The 17,723-nt window shown below is 59.3% G+C and carries 21 protein-coding genes; 15 read left to right on the forward strand and 6 right to left on the reverse strand.

What is annotated here, in order from left to right; translation table 11 throughout:
* Positions 1-57: 57 nt before the first annotated feature.
* The 3 genes from TU86_RS21090 (at position 58) to TU86_RS21100 (ending at position 1,872) form a co-directional block, all read left to right on the forward strand.
* The gene (locus tag TU86_RS21090; protein WP_048366266.1) at positions 58-915 is read left to right on the forward strand and encodes a CheW domain-containing protein; all 858 of its coding nucleotides are present in this window, start codon (positions 58-60) and stop codon (positions 913-915) included.
* Positions 916-999: 84 nt separating this feature from the next.
* Positions 1,000-1,479, forward strand: a complete 480-nt coding sequence (locus TU86_RS21095) for a chemotaxis protein CheW (RefSeq protein ID WP_048366267.1) — start codon at positions 1,000-1,002, stop codon at positions 1,477-1,479.
* Positions 1,480-1,872: a DUF2802 domain-containing protein gene (locus TU86_RS21100; RefSeq protein WP_048366268.1), complete on the forward strand. Its 393-nt coding sequence runs from the start codon at positions 1,480-1,482 to the stop codon at positions 1,870-1,872.
* 87 nt (positions 1,873-1,959) lie between these two features.
* Here the strand turns inward: TU86_RS21100 and TU86_RS21105 are convergent, their stop codons facing one another.
* Both TU86_RS21105 and TU86_RS21110 read right to left on the reverse strand, forming a co-directional pair.
* On the reverse strand, positions 1,960-2,223 hold the full coding sequence (locus TU86_RS21105) for an NUDIX domain-containing protein (RefSeq protein ID WP_053076078.1): 264 nt from the start codon (positions 2,221-2,223) through the stop codon (positions 1,960-1,962).
* Positions 2,220-3,569, reverse strand: a complete 1,350-nt coding sequence (locus TU86_RS21110) for an FAD-dependent oxidoreductase (RefSeq protein WP_053076079.1) — start codon at positions 3,567-3,569, stop codon at positions 2,220-2,222. The genes TU86_RS21105 and TU86_RS21110 overlap by 4 nt, the downstream gene beginning before the upstream one ends.
* 396 nt (positions 3,570-3,965) lie before the next feature.
* On the opposite strand from TU86_RS21110, the gene TU86_RS21115 reads away from it, so the two are divergent.
* The gene (locus TU86_RS21115) at positions 3,966-4,268 is read left to right on the forward strand and encodes a hypothetical protein (RefSeq protein WP_048366269.1); all 303 of its coding nucleotides are present in this window, start codon (positions 3,966-3,968) and stop codon (positions 4,266-4,268) included.
* Positions 4,269-4,282: 14 nt separating this feature from the next.
* Here the strand turns inward: TU86_RS21115 and TU86_RS21120 are convergent, their stop codons facing one another.
* Positions 4,283-4,603, reverse strand: coding sequence for an EscU/YscU/HrcU family type III secretion system export apparatus switch protein (locus TU86_RS21120; RefSeq protein WP_048366270.1), 321 nt, complete (start codon positions 4,601-4,603; stop codon positions 4,283-4,285).
* The gene (gene fliK, locus TU86_RS21125) at positions 4,600-6,171 is read right to left on the reverse strand and encodes a flagellar hook-length control protein FliK (protein WP_048366271.1); all 1,572 of its coding nucleotides are present in this window, start codon (positions 6,169-6,171) and stop codon (positions 4,600-4,602) included. Before fliK ends, TU86_RS21120 begins: the two co-directional genes overlap by 4 nt.
* A gap of 191 nt (positions 6,172-6,362) precedes the next feature.
* Between fliK and ccmA the strand changes: the two genes are divergently transcribed.
* The 11 genes from ccmA (at position 6,363) to TU86_RS21180 (ending at position 14,395) form a co-directional block, all read left to right on the forward strand.
* Positions 6,363-6,998 carry a cytochrome c biogenesis heme-transporting ATPase CcmA gene (gene ccmA / locus TU86_RS21130; protein ID WP_048366320.1) on the forward strand — a complete coding sequence of 212 codons (636 nt, stop codon included), beginning with the start codon at positions 6,363-6,365 and terminating at the stop codon, positions 6,996-6,998.
* Positions 6,995-7,663: a heme exporter protein CcmB gene (ccmB, locus tag TU86_RS21135; protein ID WP_048366272.1), complete on the forward strand. Its 669-nt coding sequence runs from the start codon at positions 6,995-6,997 to the stop codon at positions 7,661-7,663. Before ccmA ends, ccmB begins: the two co-directional genes overlap by 4 nt.
* Before the next feature lie 85 nt (positions 7,664-7,748).
* Positions 7,749-8,507 carry a heme ABC transporter permease gene (locus TU86_RS21140; protein WP_193387795.1) on the forward strand — a complete coding sequence of 253 codons (759 nt, stop codon included), beginning with the start codon at positions 7,749-7,751 and terminating at the stop codon, positions 8,505-8,507.
* Positions 8,504-8,680, forward strand: a complete 177-nt coding sequence (gene ccmD, locus TU86_RS21145) for a heme exporter protein CcmD (protein ID WP_048366274.1) — start codon at positions 8,504-8,506, stop codon at positions 8,678-8,680. Before TU86_RS21140 ends, ccmD begins: the two co-directional genes overlap by 4 nt.
* Positions 8,677-9,150 carry a cytochrome c maturation protein CcmE gene (gene ccmE / locus TU86_RS21150; protein ID WP_048366275.1) on the forward strand — a complete coding sequence of 158 codons (474 nt, stop codon included), beginning with the start codon at positions 8,677-8,679 and terminating at the stop codon, positions 9,148-9,150. The genes ccmD and ccmE overlap by 4 nt, the downstream gene beginning before the upstream one ends.
* Complete coding sequence (locus TU86_RS21155) at positions 9,150-11,138, forward strand: heme lyase CcmF/NrfE family subunit (RefSeq protein WP_048366276.1); 1,989 nt, start codon at positions 9,150-9,152, stop codon at positions 11,136-11,138. The genes ccmE and TU86_RS21155 overlap by 1 nt, the downstream gene beginning before the upstream one ends.
* Complete coding sequence (locus tag TU86_RS21160) at positions 11,135-11,671, forward strand: DsbE family thiol:disulfide interchange protein (protein ID WP_048366277.1); 537 nt, start codon at positions 11,135-11,137, stop codon at positions 11,669-11,671. Before TU86_RS21155 ends, TU86_RS21160 begins: the two co-directional genes overlap by 4 nt.
* A complete protein-coding gene (locus TU86_RS21165; RefSeq protein ID WP_048366278.1) occupies positions 11,668-12,141 on the forward strand; it encodes a cytochrome c-type biogenesis protein in 474 nt (157 codons plus the stop codon). The genes TU86_RS21160 and TU86_RS21165 overlap by 4 nt, the downstream gene beginning before the upstream one ends.
* The gene (gene ccmI / locus TU86_RS21170) at positions 12,134-13,336 is read left to right on the forward strand and encodes a c-type cytochrome biogenesis protein CcmI (RefSeq protein ID WP_048366279.1); all 1,203 of its coding nucleotides are present in this window, start codon (positions 12,134-12,136) and stop codon (positions 13,334-13,336) included. The genes TU86_RS21165 and ccmI overlap by 8 nt, the downstream gene beginning before the upstream one ends.
* 71 nt (positions 13,337-13,407) lie before the next feature.
* Positions 13,408-13,809, forward strand: a complete 402-nt coding sequence (locus TU86_RS21175; protein WP_048366280.1) for a hypothetical protein — start codon at positions 13,408-13,410, stop codon at positions 13,807-13,809.
* Between the two features lie 292 nt (positions 13,810-14,101).
* Entirely contained in the window at positions 14,102-14,395 is a 294-nt protein-coding gene (locus TU86_RS21180) for a hypothetical protein (RefSeq protein ID WP_048366281.1), read from the forward strand.
* A 99-nt stretch (positions 14,396-14,494) separates the two neighbouring features.
* Here TU86_RS21180 and TU86_RS21185 read toward each other — a convergent pair whose 3' ends face one another.
* Complete coding sequence (locus tag TU86_RS21185; RefSeq protein ID WP_048366282.1) at positions 14,495-16,435, reverse strand: DNA topoisomerase III; 1,941 nt, start codon at positions 16,433-16,435, stop codon at positions 14,495-14,497.
* A gap of 210 nt (positions 16,436-16,645) precedes the next feature.
* Entirely contained in the window at positions 16,646-17,647 is a 1,002-nt protein-coding gene (locus TU86_RS21195) for a sulfate ABC transporter substrate-binding protein (RefSeq protein WP_048366284.1), read from the reverse strand.
* Positions 17,648-17,723: the final 76 nt, after the last annotated feature.

The following is a 17,723-nucleotide window of genomic DNA, read 5'->3' on the forward strand; positions in this document are numbered from 1 at the left end:
TGTGCGGCCGATAACCTCTACAGGTCTCGGGTGTGAAGGCTGGGCGTGGGCCACTCTATGAAGCAACCTGTATTGATACCGACGCGCCCGCAATTGGCGTTGCAGTCCTACCTCGACGGCCTGTTGCAAGAGGCCACTGAGGAGCTATTGGCGGCTGAGCCTGAACCGGTCATGCCGTTGGTCATGCCAGAGGTTGAAACCGTCGGGCTGGACGATTTTGCGGCGGCGGTGCTGGAAGAGCAGGTGCGTGACGCGGTGGTGCCTGCACCTGCACCTGCACCCGCAGTGGTGGTGCCCATCCGTGCCCCGGCAGCGCTGGCGGTTGAGTGGCCTGAGGGGGGGCAGGTGGAGCAAGCATTGGCTCGGCCACTGGTCGATGTGCATTTGCCGACGGCGCCCGGTGGGCGTTTGCCTGCCCTCAGTGATGGTCGCCCGGCGTGGGCAGCCGAACCGTTCGAATGCTTGTTGTTCGACGTGGCGGGCCTGACGCTGGCCGTGCCGCTGGTGTGTTTGGGGTCGATTTATTCGCTGGCCGGGCGTGAGCTGACGCCGCTGTTCGGTCAACCGGAATGGTTCCTGGGGATCTTGCCGAGCCAGAGTGGCAACCTCAAGGTGCTCGACACCGCACGCTGGGTCATGCCCGACCGTTACCGCGATGACTTTCGCGAAGGGCTGCAATACGTTATTTCGGTTCAGGGCTATGAATGGGGCCTGGCAGTGCATCAAGTCAGCCGTTCGCTGCGCCTGGACCCCAACGAAATCAAATGGCGCACCCAGCGTGGGCAGCGTCCCTGGTTGGCGGGCACGGTGATTGAACACATGTGCGCGCTGCTGGACGTGGCGGAGCTGGCCGAATTGATCGCCAGCGGCGCGGTCAAGCATATGGCCAAAGCCGTACCCGCGCCGCAGGCGTAAACAGACAAAACAAACGGCCGGGCCAATGGCGCGGTCAGACAGCACACACACCGTTTTAGCGGTATTTAGCCAGGGGTTTGGGGTATGAATCAGTCAAGTGCAAAGGGTTCCGAAGATCCGATCCTGCAATGGGTCACCTTCAAGCTGGACAACGAGTCTTACGGCATCAACGTGATGCAGGTACAGGAAGTGCTGCGCTACACCGAAATCGCCCCGGTTCCGGGTGCGCCTTCCTACGTGCTGGGCATCATCAACCTGCGTGGCAACGTGGTAACGGTGATCGATACCCGTCAGCGCTTTGGCTTGATGAACGCTGAAATCACAGACAACAGTCGCATCGTGATTATCGAAGCCGACAAACAGGTGGTTGGCATTTTGGTCGACAGCGTGGCGGAAGTGGTTTATCTGCGTCAGTCCGAGATCGAAACCGCGCCGAATGTGGGCAACGAAGAATCCGCCAAGTTTATCCAGGGCGTGTGCAACAAGAACGGCGAGCTGCTGATTCTGGTTGAGCTGGACAAAATGATGAGCGAAGAAGAATGGTCGGATCTGGAGAACATCTGATTGATGCTTGAGGTGGCGGTAATAGTCCTGGGCCTGCTCTGGGTGCTGACGGTGTGGATGTTCGTGTCCTACGTACGCAGCCAGCGCTTGATTGCGGCGCAGCAAGCAGCGGGCGATGCCCTGCGCGATCAGCGCATCAAAGAGCTGGGTCGACGGTTGGACACCTACCAGAACGGCAGCGTGCAAATGGGTGAAGACCTGCACGAGTTGCGCGCGGTGGTGGCGCCGCTGCCTGAAAAACTCACGCAATTGGAACAGCGCGACCCGACCAGCCTGTCATTCTCCCAGGCTGCGCGCCTGGTTGGCATGGGGGCCAGCATCGACGAATTGACCGAGTCCTGTGGCCTGACCCAGGCTGAGGCCGAGTTGATGAGCAAGATGCACAAAGGCTGAGTTTTTAGTCGGTAATTGCGTAAACGGATCACGTGAAAAGGGCCACTGCAACCTGTGTTGCAGCGGCCCTTTTTGTTGGGTGCGGTTTTAGCCGGCAGCGGTTGGTGCGCTGGCTGCACGCTCTTTCAAGGCGTGCAGTTGCGCGCCCGGTTGTTGAATGATCTGTTTAAACCAGGCCGTAAATAGCTCGGGTTGATTGGCCAGTTGAGCGTTCAGGGTTTCTAGGTCTATCCATTTCCAGGCGCACGCCTCGTTGGGGTCAGGTCGCGGCTCACCCTCATATCGCCCCACATAGACGTAATCGAACTCATGCTCGATCAACTCGTTGGACACGCGTGCGTGATAGGTCAATAGGGGGGAGTGTCATGGGAGGACGCCCTTCGCACGGATGATTTGGCCCGCCAGGCAGACGAGCAGGCCATGCCCGCTATGCGCATGACTATAGACGGGTGAAAGAGTGCATAGGGCGATGCGACTTGATGCATGACCTTGAGCTGAAGTTCCCTGGCGAACGTGTTGTGGTTAGAGAGTGTGTAGAACATGCCGACATAGGCCATCATGAATCGCTTGAAAAGAGTGCGCTTGCCTTCGACGCGTGAGTGACGAAGGTCTTCAATTTCAGCCATGTCCCAAGGCATGCGCGAGACACGCGCCAGTTTTTTTTGCAGCGTCCGTGCGGGCAGCCCTTGAGTGAGGTGTTCACGTAAAACCTTGACGTGGCTGGCGCACATCGTCAGGCCTTGGGCGAAGAATGGATTGAGGTTGCAAAAGGCGGCCCCCACCACCAACAACCCGTCCGGGAAGTGGCTCATTTTTTCATAGTGGCGCCAGGTGCTGCCCCCAAATTTAAAACTTGAGAGTTCAGACACCGGAACGGCTTGCGCGATGAAGTCACTGATATCGGGCTGCGTGAGTGCGCTGATAAAGGCCTTGTAGGCGGTCACATCATGTGTGGGATTGGACTCAAAGCAGCCAGCGGCTGAAATGAGCCATGTGTTCTTTTCAATCGGAAACATCAGCCCCACATCATATTTGTTACTGCCCTGGTCCCAGATCATGACCGCTTTTCTGTCCACGGCGCCTGTGCTGCGGTACAGCTGCGATGAATAGTGGGTGTGTTTTTTAAGGGTGCTGATTTGCACGTCACCCAAGCCATTGGCCTTTAGCCACTGCGGTGTTTTAGTGCCAAAGCCGCTGCAATCCACCACTAATTCGCAGCGCAGTGTTCCATCAACCCCGTCTCGACTGAGCGTGACCCCTTCAACCCGGGTGCCATTGCAGATCAAGCCGCTAACCCTGGTATGGCGGCTGACGGTGACGCGCGGGTTACTGAGGATGCGTTGGCGCAAGGTTTTGTCCAGCAGTGAGCGACTGAACACCATCGATGAAAGCCCGCTGAGGTAAGGGACTTTCCATTCGCCGCCCTGAAACCAGCGTAGATCGCGGCCCAGATTGAGCGGCACGCCGCCCTCAGCATTCAGCGCATGTGTAATGCCGGGGAAGATGCTTTCAATGATGTCCATGCCCTGTTTAAGCACCAGATGCAGATGGTGCTCTTGAGGGACGCCTTTTCGGGGCGCCGTCGTGGCGTCAAATTGATCCTTTTCCAGGATCACCACCTCGCTGAAGTGTGCTGACAGCACTTGTGCCACGAGGCAGCCTGACAGGCTGCCGCCAATCACCACGGCTTTTTTCACTGGGTTTTTTCCCTTAATAGGGGCAAGGTGAGCCCCATGTTCAAGCCTGCCTGTGCAAATAATGGCCCGACTGTAACGGGCGCCACCCAGGCACGCCACTGTCAGAAGTGACAGTAGTGCAAAGTGTGGGGCGGGATAATAATCAGCGCGAGGCGGCTTTTAACAGGGTCGTTCAGGGGCCAGTGAATGATTGATAGTCAGAGTTCGGCATGACGCGTCATTTGAGTCGATGCTCTGAAAAGAGGGCGCTTTATAGCGTGTTCTTTTGAATGTTGAATGCGCCGGTTTATTAGAACCGCGCGCATCACTCATGACGGGAGTTCAATGATGGTTGGGCCAACGGCGGTTCCCCTTGCACCGATAGTTCCCGATGCCGATGCTCAAGGTGTCATACCTATGCGCCCGGTGACGCAAGCCATTGACGTTGAGATTGTGCTCGGGGTGGATGTAAGCCCCGGCTACAGCTACCGGTTGTGTTGGGACCGTAGACTGATGGTGGGCGAGCCAGGCTTGGCAATAACGATTACAGATGAGGCGCCAGGCAGTGTGATCCATTTGTCATTCTTGCCCCGCTGGTTTCAATACACGCCCACCTTCGAACTCAGTTATCTACTGACGCTGGAGGCTGAACAGTCTCTATGGTCTGAAGGCATTAACCTGACGCACACGATTGATCCGAATGCCGAAGGCTCGTTCTGACCCTGTGACGTTAATTATCGCGGCGTTACATCCCGCTCTACCGGCTGCGCATCCGGATCAAATCCCGCCGGGAACTTGCCCTTCAACTGCCAGGCAAAAGCAATGATCTCGGCCAGCGTTCGGTAAAGCTCCTGGGGGATGCTGTCACCCAGTTCCATGCGCGCTAACAGTTTCACCAACTCGGCGTTTTCATAGATCGGCACGTCGTACTCGCGGGCGAGTTTGAGAATGGCTTCGGCCAATTCATCGTCGCCTTTGGCCGTGAGGGTGGGAGCCTGTTGGCCGTCATATTTGAGGGCAATCGCCTGGCGCGGCGGGGGAGTGGGCGTTTTCATGCGGTTTCGTCGACCCAGCGTTGTTCCAGTGGGCTATGGCCACCCTGCGGCGGTGTGCCCTGGTGGCAGTCGAGATCGGTCACACTCAGCCCGGCGTCTTTCAGACGCTGGCGCAGGTGAACCAGTTGGCTTGCGATCAGTTCGGCGGTGAAGGCGTGTCGGGCCCAGAGCTGGCCCGACAGGTTGCCGCGCAGCAATTGCGCCTGCACGTGCAGCGGCCCCAGAGGCGAGAGGTCGAAGGCCAGTTCCACACGCCAGAGTGGGTCTTTGACTTCGCGGGTTTCGCGCTTGTCTTCAGGGTCTTTTTCGGGCGGGTCTTCGCGTTGGAACTTCACTTGCAGCGGGACGATGTCGTGGGCGTTACGCATCGGGATTTCCAGCTGCCAGGTGGTCAACAGCCCGCCGTCGGGGGTGCGCCCGCTTTGCTCAAGGCTGGACAATTGATGGCTCTGTAAGCGCGAGATAGCGGCGGCGGCGAGCTTGAGCAGGCTTTGCAGGCTGTCTTCACCTTCGTCGTTGTGCGGGGTCCGCGTGGGCAACGGGAAGCCCGTCGGCTGCGGTTTGGCGCTGACTTGCCCCAGCATGCCCAGCGCGTTGCGCACGAACGTGGGCATGGCTTGCGCCTGAGCACTGGCGGCAGCGCCAGGGTTGAGGCTGGTATTGGCGGGTACGCCGGGCAAAATGTGCGCAATCAATCGCAATAAAGTGGCCTTCATGTCTGGCGCCAACGCTTGCGGTTGACCGCCCAGCAGTTTGGCCTCCAGAAACGCGCCGCTATTGAGCAGGGCGTCGCTCAACCCTTTTGGGGTGCCCAGTTGGGCGGGGGTAGGCAAACCTGCCAATAGCGAATCGATTGATGCGCGCAACTCGGCAGGCATGCGGGTGCTAGACGGCAGGTTTTGCAGGGCGTTTAACAGCCCTTCCAGCGAGCCTTGGCGGCTTTGTTGTGTGACCAATTGTTGCGCGATAGCCAGTTGATCCTGCCGCCCGCTCAGGGGCACGAAGTTGAGGCTTTGCGCACCTTGCACTTGTGCCGTCAGCAGGCTGCCCAGACGCAAGGGTTGTGGGCTGTCGAGCGCCAGGGTGCTGCCACTCAGAGCGGTATTGAGCAGGGTGACCAGCGAGCGATACACCGCCGGTTGCCCCGCAGGTTGTGGCAATACCTGGGTCGTTAGCACCTTGCCTTGCAACAGGGTGCCCAAGGGCAACTGCTGGGTGTCGAGGCGGGTGAGCGTGGCGACACTGCTGCTCAACGCCTGCTGCACGCTGATGGCCAGGTTGCCGGCGCTGGGCTGGGTCACGGCCAGTTGCGTACCCAGCGGCAGCGGGAAATTGCTGTTGGCTTGCACGTTGGTTTGGCGCCCGCCCGCCAGGGTCAGCTTGAGCAGCAATTGAAACGCCTGGTCGTCTTGCTTGAGCGACAGCACTTCAGCCTTGGCACTTTGGCCGGGGCTGATCAAGCCGTCGAGGGGTTGTAATAACTTGAGCAGCTCACCCCCGACCACGCCGGAGCGTGCACCGTTTGGTGCCGTTGGCAGGAGCGGGGGAATATTCATGTCGCCTTTCATCGTTACAACCTGTCGAAATTGCCCTCTTTAGAGTAGGACATGGCATGTATAATGCCGCCCCGTCGTTCAGAGGGCAGCAAAACATTACGAATGTTTGATCCAGCTCGCTGAATCAGGCCGCAAATGCATTTATCCTGCATCACTTTAACGGCCACGCCCGCGCCGACTTGAACCGTGAAGGCCTCAATTACGTGACCAGCCCTCTTCTAGAAGCCGTAGCGCTCGCCTGTGAGCGTGACTGGCGGATGTTGTTCGAAAACCTCGAATTGCGCCTGACCAGCGGTGACATGCTGCAAATCAGCGGCCCCAACGGCAGCGGCAAAACCAGCCTGCTGCGTTTGTTGGCGGGCCTGATGCAGCCGACGGCGGGTGAAATACGCCTAAATGGCGAGCCTTTAAGCCAACAGCGCACTGAGCTGGCCAACACGCTGTTGTGGATCGGGCATGCGGCGGGCATCAAAGACCTGCTCAGCGCCGAAGAAAACCTCAGTTGGCTGTGTGCGCTGCATCGTGCGGCGTCGCGCGAGGCCATTTGGGCCGCGCTGGCAGCCGTGGGTCTCAAAGGTTTTGAAGACGTGCCGTGTCACACCTTGTCGGCGGGGCAGCAGCGACGTGTGGCCCTGGCTCGCCTGTATCTGGACAGCCCGGCGCTGTGGATTCTTGACGAGCCCTTTACCGCGCTCGATAAACAAGGGGTTGCGCAACTGGAAGAGCACCTGGCCCGTCATTGCGAACAGGGCGGCATGGTGGTGCTCACCACGCATCACACCTTGACCCGCTTGCCTGGCGGTTATCGCGATATTGATTTGGGGCGTTGGGCTGTATGAGTGTGTTTGCCGTGTTGCTGGCGCGTGAGGCGCGTTTATTGTTTCGTCGTCCGGCCGAGTTGGCCAACCCGCTGGTGTTCTTCGCGATCGTGATTGCAATGTTCCCGCTGGCGGTCGGTCCTGAAACTCAATTGTTGCAAACCTTGTCTCCGGGGCTGCTGTGGGTGGCCGCCCTTTTATCGGTTTTGCTCTCGCTGGACGGGCTTTTCCGCAGTGATTTCGAGGACGGATCGCTGGAGCAGTGGGTCCTTTCGTCGCACCCCCTTGCTCTACTGGTGTTGGCCAAAGTGCTGGCACACTGGGCGTTTTCCGGGCTGGCGCTGGTGATTCTGTCACCGTTGCTGGCATTAATGCTGGGGCTACCGGTGGCGTGTCTGCCAGTGTTGCTGATGTCGTTGCTGCTTGGCACGCCGGTACTGAGCTTGCTCGGTGCCGTGGGGGCTGCCTTGACGGTGGGTCTCAAGCGCGGCGGCCTGTTGCTCGCCTTGTTGATTCTGCCCCTCTACATCCCGGTGCTGATCCTGGGCAGTGGTGCCTTGCAGGCGGCGCTTATGGGGATGCCCGCGACGGGTTATTTGCTGTGGCTGGGTAGCCTGACCGCCCTTGCAGTAACCCTTACACCGTTTGCTATAGCCGCCGGCCTGAAAATCAGCGTCGGCGAATAATGAGGTCTGGCCATTTATTGGCCAGTAAAGACCCTGGCTGGCATGACACTCACCCTGTCGTGACCGGCACCGTGATGGAAACAGCGTGATGAACTGGACTTGGTTTCACAAACTCGGCTCGCCCAAATGGTTCTATGCCATCAGTGGCCGCCTGCTGCCGTGGTTGAGCATTGCCGCCGTCTTGCTGATTGTCAGCGGGGTGGTCTGGGGCCTGGCGTTTGCGCCACCGGACTACCAGCAGGGCAACAGTTTTCGGATCATTTATATCCATGTGCCTGCCGCGATGCTGGCGCAGTCCTGCTACGTGATGCTGGCGGTCTGCGGCGTCGTAGGGCTGGTGTGGAAGATGAAAATCGCCGACGTGGCACTGCAAGCCGCCGCACCGATTGGCGCGTGGATGACCGCCGTGGCGCTGGTCACTGGCGCCGTCTGGGGCAAACCGACCTGGGGGTCGTGGTGGGTGTGGGATGCGCGCCTGACCTCGATGCTGATTCTGCTGTTTCTGTATTTCGGCCTGATCGCGTTGGGCAATGCCATTACCAACCGTGACAGCGCGGCCAAGGCTTGCGCCGTGCTGGCGATTGTCGGTGTGATCAATATCCCGATCATCAAATACTCGGTGCAGTGGTGGAACACCCTGCACCAAGGGGCAACGTTCACCCTGACTGAAAAACCGGCCATGCCAATGGAAATGTGGCTGCCGCTGCTGCTCACGGTGGCGGGGTTTTATTGCTTTTTTGGCGCCGTGCTGCTGCTGCGCATGCGGCTTGAGGTGCTAAAACGCGAGGCCCGCAGCAGTTGGGTCAAAGCTGAAGTGCTCAAAGCACTGGAGGGTGCGCGATGAGTTTTGCTTCTTTTGGCGACTTTATCGCCATGGGCCATCACGCGGTGTATGTCTGGACCTCTTATGGCATTTGCCTGGCGGTCCTGGCGTTGAACGTGGCGCTGCCGGTCCTGGCGCGTCGGCGTTATCTGCAACAAGAGGCGCGTCGTTTGCGCCGGGAGAACACGAAGTGAATCCGCTGCGTAAAAAACGTTTGATCATCATCCTGGCGATTCTGGTCGGTGCCGGGGCTGCCGTGGCATTGGCCTTGAGCGCCTTGCAGCAGAACATCAACCTGTTTTACACCCCGACCCAGATCGCCAACGGCGAAGCGCCGGTCGACACGCGCATTCGTGCCGGTGGCATGGTGCAAGACGGCTCGCTCAAGCGCAGCGGCGACTCGCTGGACGTTGAGTTTGTGGTCACCGATTTCAATAAAGCCGTCACCATTCAATACCGCGGCATTCTGCCGGACCTGTTCCGCGAAGGGCAGGGGATCGTTGCGCTGGGCAAGCTCAACGCCCAGGGCGTGGTAGTGGCGGACGAAGTGCTGGCCAAGCACGACGAAAAATACATGCCGCCTGAAGTCACCAAGGCGTTGAAAGAGAGCGGCCAATCCGCGCCTGCACCGGGTAATCCTGCACCGGCCAAAGAGGTTAAGTGATGACGTTTGGATTGTTTATCCCGGAGTTGGGCCAATTGGCCATGATTCTGGCGCTGTGCATTGCCATTGTGCAGGCCATCGTGCCGTTGCTCGGGGCCTGGCGTGGGGACAAATTATGGATGAGCCTGGCGCAACCGGCCGCCTGGGGCCAGTTCGCCTTTCTGCTGTTTGCGTTCGGTTGCCTGACCTGGTCGTTCATGGCCGATGACTTCTCGGTGGCCTATGTGGCCAGTAACTCCAACAGTGCGCTGCCGTGGTACTACAAATTCAGCGCGGTGTGGGGTGCCCACGAAGGCTCGCTGCTGTTGTGGGCCATGATTCTGGGCGGTTGGACCTTCGCCGTGTCGATCTTCTCGCGCCAATTACCGCAGGTGATGCTGGCGCGGGTGCTGTCGATCATGGGCATGATCAGCGTCGGCTTCCTGCTGTTCCTGATTTTGACGTCCAACCCCTTTGCGCGGCTATTGCCGCAGATTCCGGCCAATGGCAACGACCTTAATCCGCTGTTGCAAGACATCGGCCTGATCGTTCACCCGCCGATGCTGTACATGGGTTATGTGGGTTTCTCGGTGGCGTTTGCGTTTGCCATTGCCGCCTTGCTCGGCGGGCGTCTTGATGCCGCGTGGGCGCGCTGGTCGCGTCCGTGGACCATCGTGGCCTGGGCCTTCCTCGGTATCGGCATCACGCTGGGCTCGTGGTGGGCCTATTACGAGCTTGGCTGGGGCGGCTGGTGGTTCTGGGACCCGGTTGAAAACGCGTCCTTCATGCCTTGGCTGGTGGGCACGGCGCTGATTCACTCATTGGCGGTGACAGAAAAGCGCGGTGTATTCAAAAGCTGGACCGTATTGCTGGCCATTGCTGCGTTTTCGTTGAGCCTGCTGGGCACCTTCCTGGTGCGTTCGGGCGTATTGACCTCAGTGCACGCGTTTGCCTCTGACCCTGAGCGCGGCGTGTTCATCCTGATTTTCCTGCTGTTTGTGGTGGGCGGTTCGCTGACGCTGTTTGCACTGCGCGCCCCGGTGGTGAAAAGCCACGTCGGATTCAACCTGTGGTCGCGTGAAACCTTGCTGCTGGGCAACAACCTGATTCTGGTGGTCGCCGCTTCGATGATTCTGCTGGGCACGTTGTACCCGCTGATTCTGGACGCCATCAGTGGCGCCAAAATGTCGGTGGGCCCGCCGTACTTCAACGCGCTGTTTATCCCGCTGATGGCGTTGCTGATGGTGGTGATGGCGGTGGGTGTGCTGGTGCGCTGGAAAGACACCCCGGTTAAATGGCTGTTGGGCATGCTGACCCCGGTGCTGCTGGGCAGTGCCGCATTGTCGGCGATTGCTGGCGTGGCTTACGGCGACTTTAACTGGGCGGTCTTGACCACCTTTATGCTGGCCGCCTGGGTGCTGCTGGCCGGGGTGCGCGATATCGGCGACAAAACCCGTCACAAAGGTCTGGTCAAAGGCCTGCGCAGCCTGACCCGCAGCTACTGGGGCATGCAAATTGCCCACCTGGGCATAGCGGTGTGCGCGGTAGGGGTGGTGTTGTCGAGTCAGAACAGTGCCGAGCGCGACCTGCGCCTGGCACCGGGCGAGTCGATGGAGCTGGGCGGTTATCACTTCATCTTTGAGGGGGCCAAGCACTACCAGGGCCCGAACTTTACGTCAGACAAAGGCACCGTGCGCGTGGTGCGCAATGGCAAGGAAGTCAGCGTGCTGCACCCTGAAAAACGCCTGTACACGGTGCAGAGTTCGATGATGACGGAAGCGGGCATCGATGCCGGTTTCACCCGCGACCTGTATGTGGCGCTCGGCGAACCGTTGGGCGAGGGTGCCTGGGCGGTTCGTGTGCACGTTAAGCCGTTTGTGCGCTGGATCTGGTTTGGTGGGTTGCTGACGGGCTTTGGCGGGTTAATGGCCGCGATGGACCGTCGTTACCGGGTCAAAGTAAAAACCCGTGTGCGTGACGCGCTGGGCATGACAGGAGCTGCGGCATGAGACGTTGGTTGATGCTGATTCCACTTGCGGTGTTCTTGGGCATGGCGTGGTTTCTTTACAAGGGCTTGTACCTGGACCCGACCGAATTGCCGTCGGCCATGATCGACAAACCATTCCCGGCCTTTAGCCTGCCGTCGGTGGAGGGTGACAAGACCCTGACCGAGGCCGACCTCAAGGGCAAGCCAGCTTTGGTCAACGTGTGGGCGACCTGGTGCATTTCGTGCCGGGTCGAGCACCCGGTGCTGACCAAACTGGCCGAGCAGGGCGTGGTGATCTACGGCGTCAATTACAAAGACGACAACGGCGACGCGAAAAAATGGCTCAAGGATTTTCACAACCCGTATCAGTTGGACATCGACGATGCGGACGGCTCGCTGGGCTTGAACCTGGGCGTATACGGTGCCCCTGAAACGTTCATCATCGACAGCCAGGGCGTGATTCGTCACAAGTTCGTGGGCGTGATCGATGAAACCGTGTGGCGTGAGCAACTGGCGGGCAAGTATCAGGCGCTGGTTGACGAGGCCAAACCATGAGGCGCTGGTTAACCGCGATCGCCTTTGGCCTGACCCTCACGGGCGTGGCCCATGCTGCCATCGACACGTACGAGTTTAAAAATGACGCCGAGCGTGACCGTTTTCGTGATCTGACCAAAGAGCTGCGGTGTCCAAAATGTCAGAACCAGGACATTGCCGACTCCAACGCGCCGATTGCCACTGACCTGCGCCGCGAGATCTTTCGCATGCTGGGTGAGGGCAAGGACAACCAGCAGATCATCGACTTTATGGTCGACCGTTACGGTGACTTCGTGCGTTACAAACCGGCGCTGACCGGCAAAACCGCGATTTTGTGGTTCGGCCCGCTGGGCTTGCTCGTTGGTGGTCTGGTAGTGATTGGCGTGATCGTGGGCCGTCGTCGCAGCCAACGCGCCACACAGGTAGACACCCTTTCTGCCGAGGAGCGTCAGCGCCTCGACACTTTGCTGGATAAAACCAAAGATGATTGATTTCTGGCTTGCAGCCGGTTTGCTGCTACTGATCGCCCTCAGCTTTATCTTGATCCCGGTGTTGCGCGCCCGTCGCGCCCAGCGTGAGGAAGACCGCACCGCACTGAACGTGGCCCTGTATCAGGAGCGCGTGGCTGAGCTGTTGGCTCAGCGTGAAGACGGGGTATTGACCGACGCCCAACTTGAAACCGGGCGTGCGGAAGCCGCGCGCGAACTGTTGGCCGACACCGAAGGCGCCGCCCCGGCGCGGGTGTCCAGCCTGGGTAAAGCCGTGCCGTTGCTGGCTGCCGTCATGGTGCCGGTGTTGGGCCTGGGGCTTTACTTGCACTACGGTGCGAGCGACAAGGTTGAGCTGACCCGCGAATTCTCTCAGCCGCCGCAATCGCTTGAAGAAATGGTCGCGCGGCTGGAGCGTGCGGCCGCCGCACAGCCTGACTCGGCTGAAGGTTTGTACTTCCTGGGTCGCGCTTACATGGCGCAAAACCGTCCGGCAGACGCGGCCAAGGTGTTCGAAAAAACCGTTGCGCTGGCCGGTCGTCAACCCGAGTTGCTGGGCCAATGGGCGCAGGCGCAGTATTTTGCGGACAACAAACAGTGGAGCGCCACCACGCAAGCGCTGACCGATGAGGCCCTCAAGGCCGACCCTAAAGAAGTCACCAGCCTGGGGTTGCTGGGCATCGCAGCGTTCGAGGCCAAGCGTTATCAGCAAGCTATCGGCTACTGGCAGCGGCTGATGAACGAACTGCCTGAAGGCGACGCGTCCCGCGCAGCGCTCGAAGGCGGTATCGAAAAAGCCCGTGAGCAATTGCAGGCCAATGGGGTCCAGGTTGAGGCTGCGCCTGTGGCCAAGGCTCAGGCATCGATCAAGGTCAGTGTCGATCTGGCGGACGCGGTGAAAGCCAGTGTATTGCCGACCGACAGCGTGTTCATTTTCGCCCGTGCCGTGACCGGGCCACCGGCGCCGTTGGCGGTTAAGCGCGTAACCGTGGCCGACTTGCCCATTACGGTTGAACTGGCGGACAGCGATGCGATGATGCCGCAATTGAAACTGTCGAACTTTCCTGAAGTCCAACTGGTTGCACGCATCTCCCGTGCTGGCCAGCCGACTGCTGGCGAATGGGCAGGGCGCAGCAAACCGCTGTCCAGCAGCACCACAGCGCTGCAACAGCTGACCATCGACAGCCCGGATAAATAACCGGTCAATACTGTCGCGTACAGGCGCGAGCAAACGTGCGCCTGTACGCGATTAACGACAAGAGAACCCTCATGCATCCGCTTGCTCGCATCACCCTGCTCAGTTTCGCGTTAGGCCTGAGCGCCTGTGCGGTTCATCAGCCTTCGGATCAAACCGCCCCGACCACGCCAGCCCCGGTGCCGCAACCGTCGTCGCAGCCGGCTGGCAAGCCGTTGCCGGACATGCCGATTCCCAAGCCGCCAAAGCCATTGCCACGCACCTCGGCGACCTTTGCACCGCCACCCGGCGGGCCGAGTCATTGGGATGCGCGCTTGGGCGTTTATGTGCTTGAAGAGCAACCCGACACGTTCTACCGCCAGCGCACCTATTACCGCTGGAGCAACGGCTGGAGCCGCTCCGTCAGCCCGAACGGGCCGTGGGAAGAGACTGATATCAGTGGTGTACCGCCGGGCTTGAGCCGGCAGTTCAAGTAAAAACCGGTCACTGGCACTGAAGGTAAATACCTTCAGTGCCAGCGCTTGGCGCTGTTTGTCCATCCACCCTGTTGCCCGCTATCAAATATGGCCCTTAGATGGGTGGTTGGGGCGTACTTAAATTGATCATTGAATACCGTCATCTGAAGGGGCTGGAGGGACGGTTGTAGTTTGGATTAACCGCGAGTGTTATTAGATTAAAAACGTATTAAAAGCTGTCAGCTCTAACAGTGTACGCCCCTCTCATTGCCCTCTAGATTTAAATGACTTTCCCCTCAAAGAGGCAATCAATATGAATCGTTTAATGTGCGTAATGGTATTCCCGATCTTGATGCTGGGCGTACAGCAGATGGCGGTTGCTGATGAGTGCATGGATGCTTGGTATATAAGCAGCGCTGAGGAAAGTTGTAGGATCGTGAATGCGGAGATTACGAAAAACGAAAAAACAGGAAAAGAACAGTGCTATGTCAACGCTAGATGTACGCTTCATGTCGGCAAATACTCTAACCCCACTTCTGGCTACTATGAACCTTCCGATGTGCCAAAACTTGAAAATATCAAGGGTGAACTTAGCGTCGGGAAATAAGTGCCTTGTGGGGTTGGATGTTAGAGGTGGGGTGAACCACGCCATGAGCGCGTGATTGATACACGTTGACGCGGTGCGCCCGCACTGTGCTTTAGGCAATCACGCCTCTTTACTCGAACTTCGCACTGCGCGTTTAGGCTTGGTTTTGGCCGTGGAGCTTTTGCGTTTTTTCTTCCAGGCCGGTGCGCCGCCTGCCGGGCTGGCAGGCCCGCTGATGGTCATTTGCAGGCCGCTGCACCGCTCGATGTGCTTGCTCATCCACGCCGCCTGCTTGGAGACAAAGGTCTCAAGGCTCATTTCACCGCTTTGCACCATGTCCAGTGCTTGCTCCCAGATGGCGGTGGTGCCCGGATCGGCGATGGCGCGCGGCACCGCGTCGATCAGGCTGAAGGCGGGCGCAGTGGCGGCCAGCGCTTTGCCGTTTTTGCTCAGGTAGCCGCGGTCCAGCAAGCCTTGAATGATGCCGGCGCGGGTGGCTTCGGTGCCGATCCCGGTGGTGTCCTTGAGTTTTTGCTTGAGCAGCGGGTCTTGCACCAGCTTGGCGACGTTTTTCATGGCCTTGATCAAATCGCCCTCGGTGAAGGGTTTGGGCGGTTGGGTCCACAGGTCTTTGAGCAGCACGTCGGTAATCGCACAATCCAGACCTTCGCGCAGCAGGGGCAGCGGCTGCGGCGCCGGGGCTTGGCCTTTGGCGGGGGCCAGGGCGTGGGGCAGTGCGCGTTTCCAGCCGGGTTCAACGATTTGTTTGCCCACTGCGCGCAAGGCCTGGCCCGCGCAATCGAAATCGGCCTGGGTGCGGTCGTACTCATGATTGGGCAAGAATTGCGCCAGATAACGTGCGCGTATCAACGTATAGACAGCCCTCGGTTTGCCCGTCAGACGTTCAAGGTTTTTGGCTGCCGCCGTGGGGATGATGCCGTGGTGAGCGCTGACTTTGGCGTCGTTCCAGGCCCGTGAGCGGCGTTGAGGGTCCAGATGAGTGGCTAATGCGCCAAGGCTGGGGTCGGCCTGCTGCAACGCGTGGAGGATGGACGCGGCCTCAGCGTGCTGGCTTTGTGGCAAGTAGCCACAATCGCTGCGCGGGTAGGTGATGACTTTGTAGGTTTCGTACAGCGACTGGGCGATGTCGAGGGTTTCTTGGGCGCCCAGCCCCAGCTTTTTTGAACACACTTCTTGCAACGTCCCGAGGTCGAAGGGCAGCGGCGCGACTTCGCGCATGCGCTCTGTGCGCAGGTTGACCACGCGTGCCTGGCTGGCGTTTTGCATCGCCGTGGCGGCCTGCCGGGCGTGAGCCTGATTCAGGCAGCGGTCCTGTTCGTCACAGGTGTGCGGGTCGGCGCGCCATTGCGCGGTGAACACTTGGCTGTCGTGCTTGAGGTGTACCTCAATGGCCCAGTACGCCACGGGCACGAAGTCGCTGATGCTGCGGTCGCGGTCGACCACCAGGCGCAAGGTCGGGGTTTGTACGCGACCCACCGGCAGCACGCCCTGATAACCGGATTGACGCCCCAGCAGGGTAAACAGACGGCTCATGTTCATGCCGATCAGCCAGTCGGCGCGCGAGCGTCCCAGTGCGCTGTGGTACAGGTTGAAGGTCTCTGCACCGGGTTTGAGTGCGGCCAGCGCTTTACGAATGGAAGCGTCGTCCAGCGCAGACAGCCACAAGCGTTGAATCGGGCCGCGATACCGGCAGTGATCGACCAGTTCGCGGGCGATCATTTCGCCTTCGCGGTCGGCGTCGGTCGCGATCACCAGTTCGCTGGCTTCACCCAGCAGACGCTTGACGGCTTTGAACTGGCTGGCGGTTTTGGGTTTGACCCGCATCTTCCATTTATCCGGAATGATCGGCAGGTCGGCCAGCACCCAGCGCTTGTAGCGCTCGTCGTAGGCGTCTGGCGGGGCGGTTTCGAGCAAGTGGCCAATGCACCAGGTAACGGTGGCGTTAGGCCCCGTCCAGCAGCCATCGCCGCGTCGGCTGGCGCCGAGCACGGCCGCAATATCCTTGGCCTGGGAAGGTTTTTCACACAAAAACAGCCGCATCGCTTCACTCGTTCATGCTGCGCAGAAGGTGCACAGCATGGCAGAGATTAAAACGAGAGCAACTGTTTTTACTGTGTTTATGTACAGCTTGTTGCGGTGTGCGTTAAGTCACGTCGCCGCTGTCGAGGGACTTTACGACGGCTTCGCCGCCGCACGCAGCTTTCGGCAGCGGCGACGCGGGTGCGGATTTGCGACCCAGGCTGGGTCGGGTTACTTGGCCGGGTAGATCTGATCAAAGACCCCGCCGTCGTTGAAGTAGGTTTTTTGCACGTCACGCCAGTTGCCGAAGGTTTTTTCCACCGACAGGAAGTCAACTTTCGGGAAGCGGTCCTGGTATTTAGCCAGCACGGCCGGGTCACGTGGGCGCAAGTAGTTGTTGGCGGCGATTTGCTGACCTTCAGGCGACCACAGGTATTTGAGATAAGCCTCGGCCACCGCACGCGTGCCTTTTTTGTCGACCACTTTATCGACCACGGCCACCGGCGGCTCAGCTTCGGCCGACACGCTTGGGTAGATCACTTCGAACTGGTCACGACCAAATTCGCGGGCAATCATTTCGGCTTCGTTTTCGAAGGTCACCAATACGTCGCCGATCTGGTTGGTCATGAACGTGGTGGTGGCCGCACGGCCGCCGGTGTCCAGAACCGGTACGTGGGCGAACAGCTTGCCAACGAAGTCCCGGGCCTTGGTTTCGTCCCCGCCGTTTTTCAGCACGTAGCCCCATGCCGAGAGGAAGGTGTAACGACCATTACCGGACGTTTTGGGGTTGGGCACGATGACTTCAACGCCATCTTTGACCAGGTCTGACCAGTCTTTCAGCGCTTTTGGATTGCCTTTGCGCACGATGAAAACCGTGGCGGAGGTGAACGGCGCGCTGTTGTCGGGCAGCAGCGTGACCCAGTTTTCAGGCACCAGCTTGCCGTTGTCTGCCAGGGCGTTGATGTCGGTGGCCATGTTCATGGTGATGACGTCAGCGGGCAGACCGTCGATGACCGAGCGCGCTTGCTTGCTGGAGCCGCCAAACGACATTTGAATGTTCTGTTTTTCTGTGTGCTCGGCTTCCCAGTGTTTCTGGAAAGCCGGGTTGTATTCCTTGTAGAAGTCGCGCATGACGTCGTACGAAACGTTCAGCAGCGGCTTGGGCGCGGCGTGGGCAACACCGATAAAGGTCAGGCTTGCGGCCAGGACAGAAGCGCTAAAAAGTTTTTTCACGGCTCATTCCTTGTTATAGGGGGCAAATGGGGCAATTTGCCAGCAACTATAGCTGCTGGCGCTTAGTGCTTAAAAG

It is taken from the genome of Pseudomonas weihenstephanensis, assembly GCF_001043055.1.
GTDB lineage: Bacteria > Pseudomonadota > Gammaproteobacteria > Pseudomonadales > Pseudomonadaceae > Aquipseudomonas > Aquipseudomonas weihenstephanensis.

Coding starts and splice junctions, on each gene's coding strand:
- TU86_RS21175 (WP_048366280.1), top strand. CDS start 13,408: ATGCATCCGCTTGCTCGCATCACCCTGCTCAGTTTCGCGTTAGGCCTG.
- ccmD (WP_048366274.1), top strand. CDS start 8,504: ATGAGTTTTGCTTCTTTTGGCGACTTTATCGCCATGGGCCATCACGCG.
- TU86_RS21095 (WP_048366267.1), top strand. CDS start 1,000: ATGAATCAGTCAAGTGCAAAGGGTTCCGAAGATCCGATCCTGCAATGG.
- TU86_RS21090 (WP_048366266.1), top strand. CDS start 58: ATGAAGCAACCTGTATTGATACCGACGCGCCCGCAATTGGCGTTGCAG.
- TU86_RS21160 (WP_048366277.1), top strand. CDS start 11,135: ATGAGACGTTGGTTGATGCTGATTCCACTTGCGGTGTTCTTGGGCATG.
- TU86_RS21120 (WP_048366270.1), bottom strand. CDS start 4,603: ATGAAAACGCCCACTCCCCCGCCGCGCCAGGCGATTGCCCTCAAATAT.
- TU86_RS21115 (WP_048366269.1), top strand. CDS start 3,966: ATGCGCCCGGTGACGCAAGCCATTGACGTTGAGATTGTGCTCGGGGTG.
- ccmI (WP_048366279.1), top strand. CDS start 12,134: ATGATTGATTTCTGGCTTGCAGCCGGTTTGCTGCTACTGATCGCCCTC.
- TU86_RS21155 (WP_048366276.1), top strand. CDS start 9,150: ATGACGTTTGGATTGTTTATCCCGGAGTTGGGCCAATTGGCCATGATT.
- ccmB (WP_048366272.1), top strand. CDS start 6,995: ATGAGTGTGTTTGCCGTGTTGCTGGCGCGTGAGGCGCGTTTATTGTTT.
- fliK (WP_048366271.1), bottom strand. CDS start 6,171: ATGAAAGGCGACATGAATATTCCCCCGCTCCTGCCAACGGCACCAAAC.
- TU86_RS21185 (WP_048366282.1), bottom strand. CDS start 16,435: ATGCGGCTGTTTTTGTGTGAAAAACCTTCCCAGGCCAAGGATATTGCG.
- TU86_RS21165 (WP_048366278.1), top strand. CDS start 11,668: ATGAGGCGCTGGTTAACCGCGATCGCCTTTGGCCTGACCCTCACGGGC.
- TU86_RS21180 (WP_048366281.1), top strand. CDS start 14,102: ATGAATCGTTTAATGTGCGTAATGGTATTCCCGATCTTGATGCTGGGC.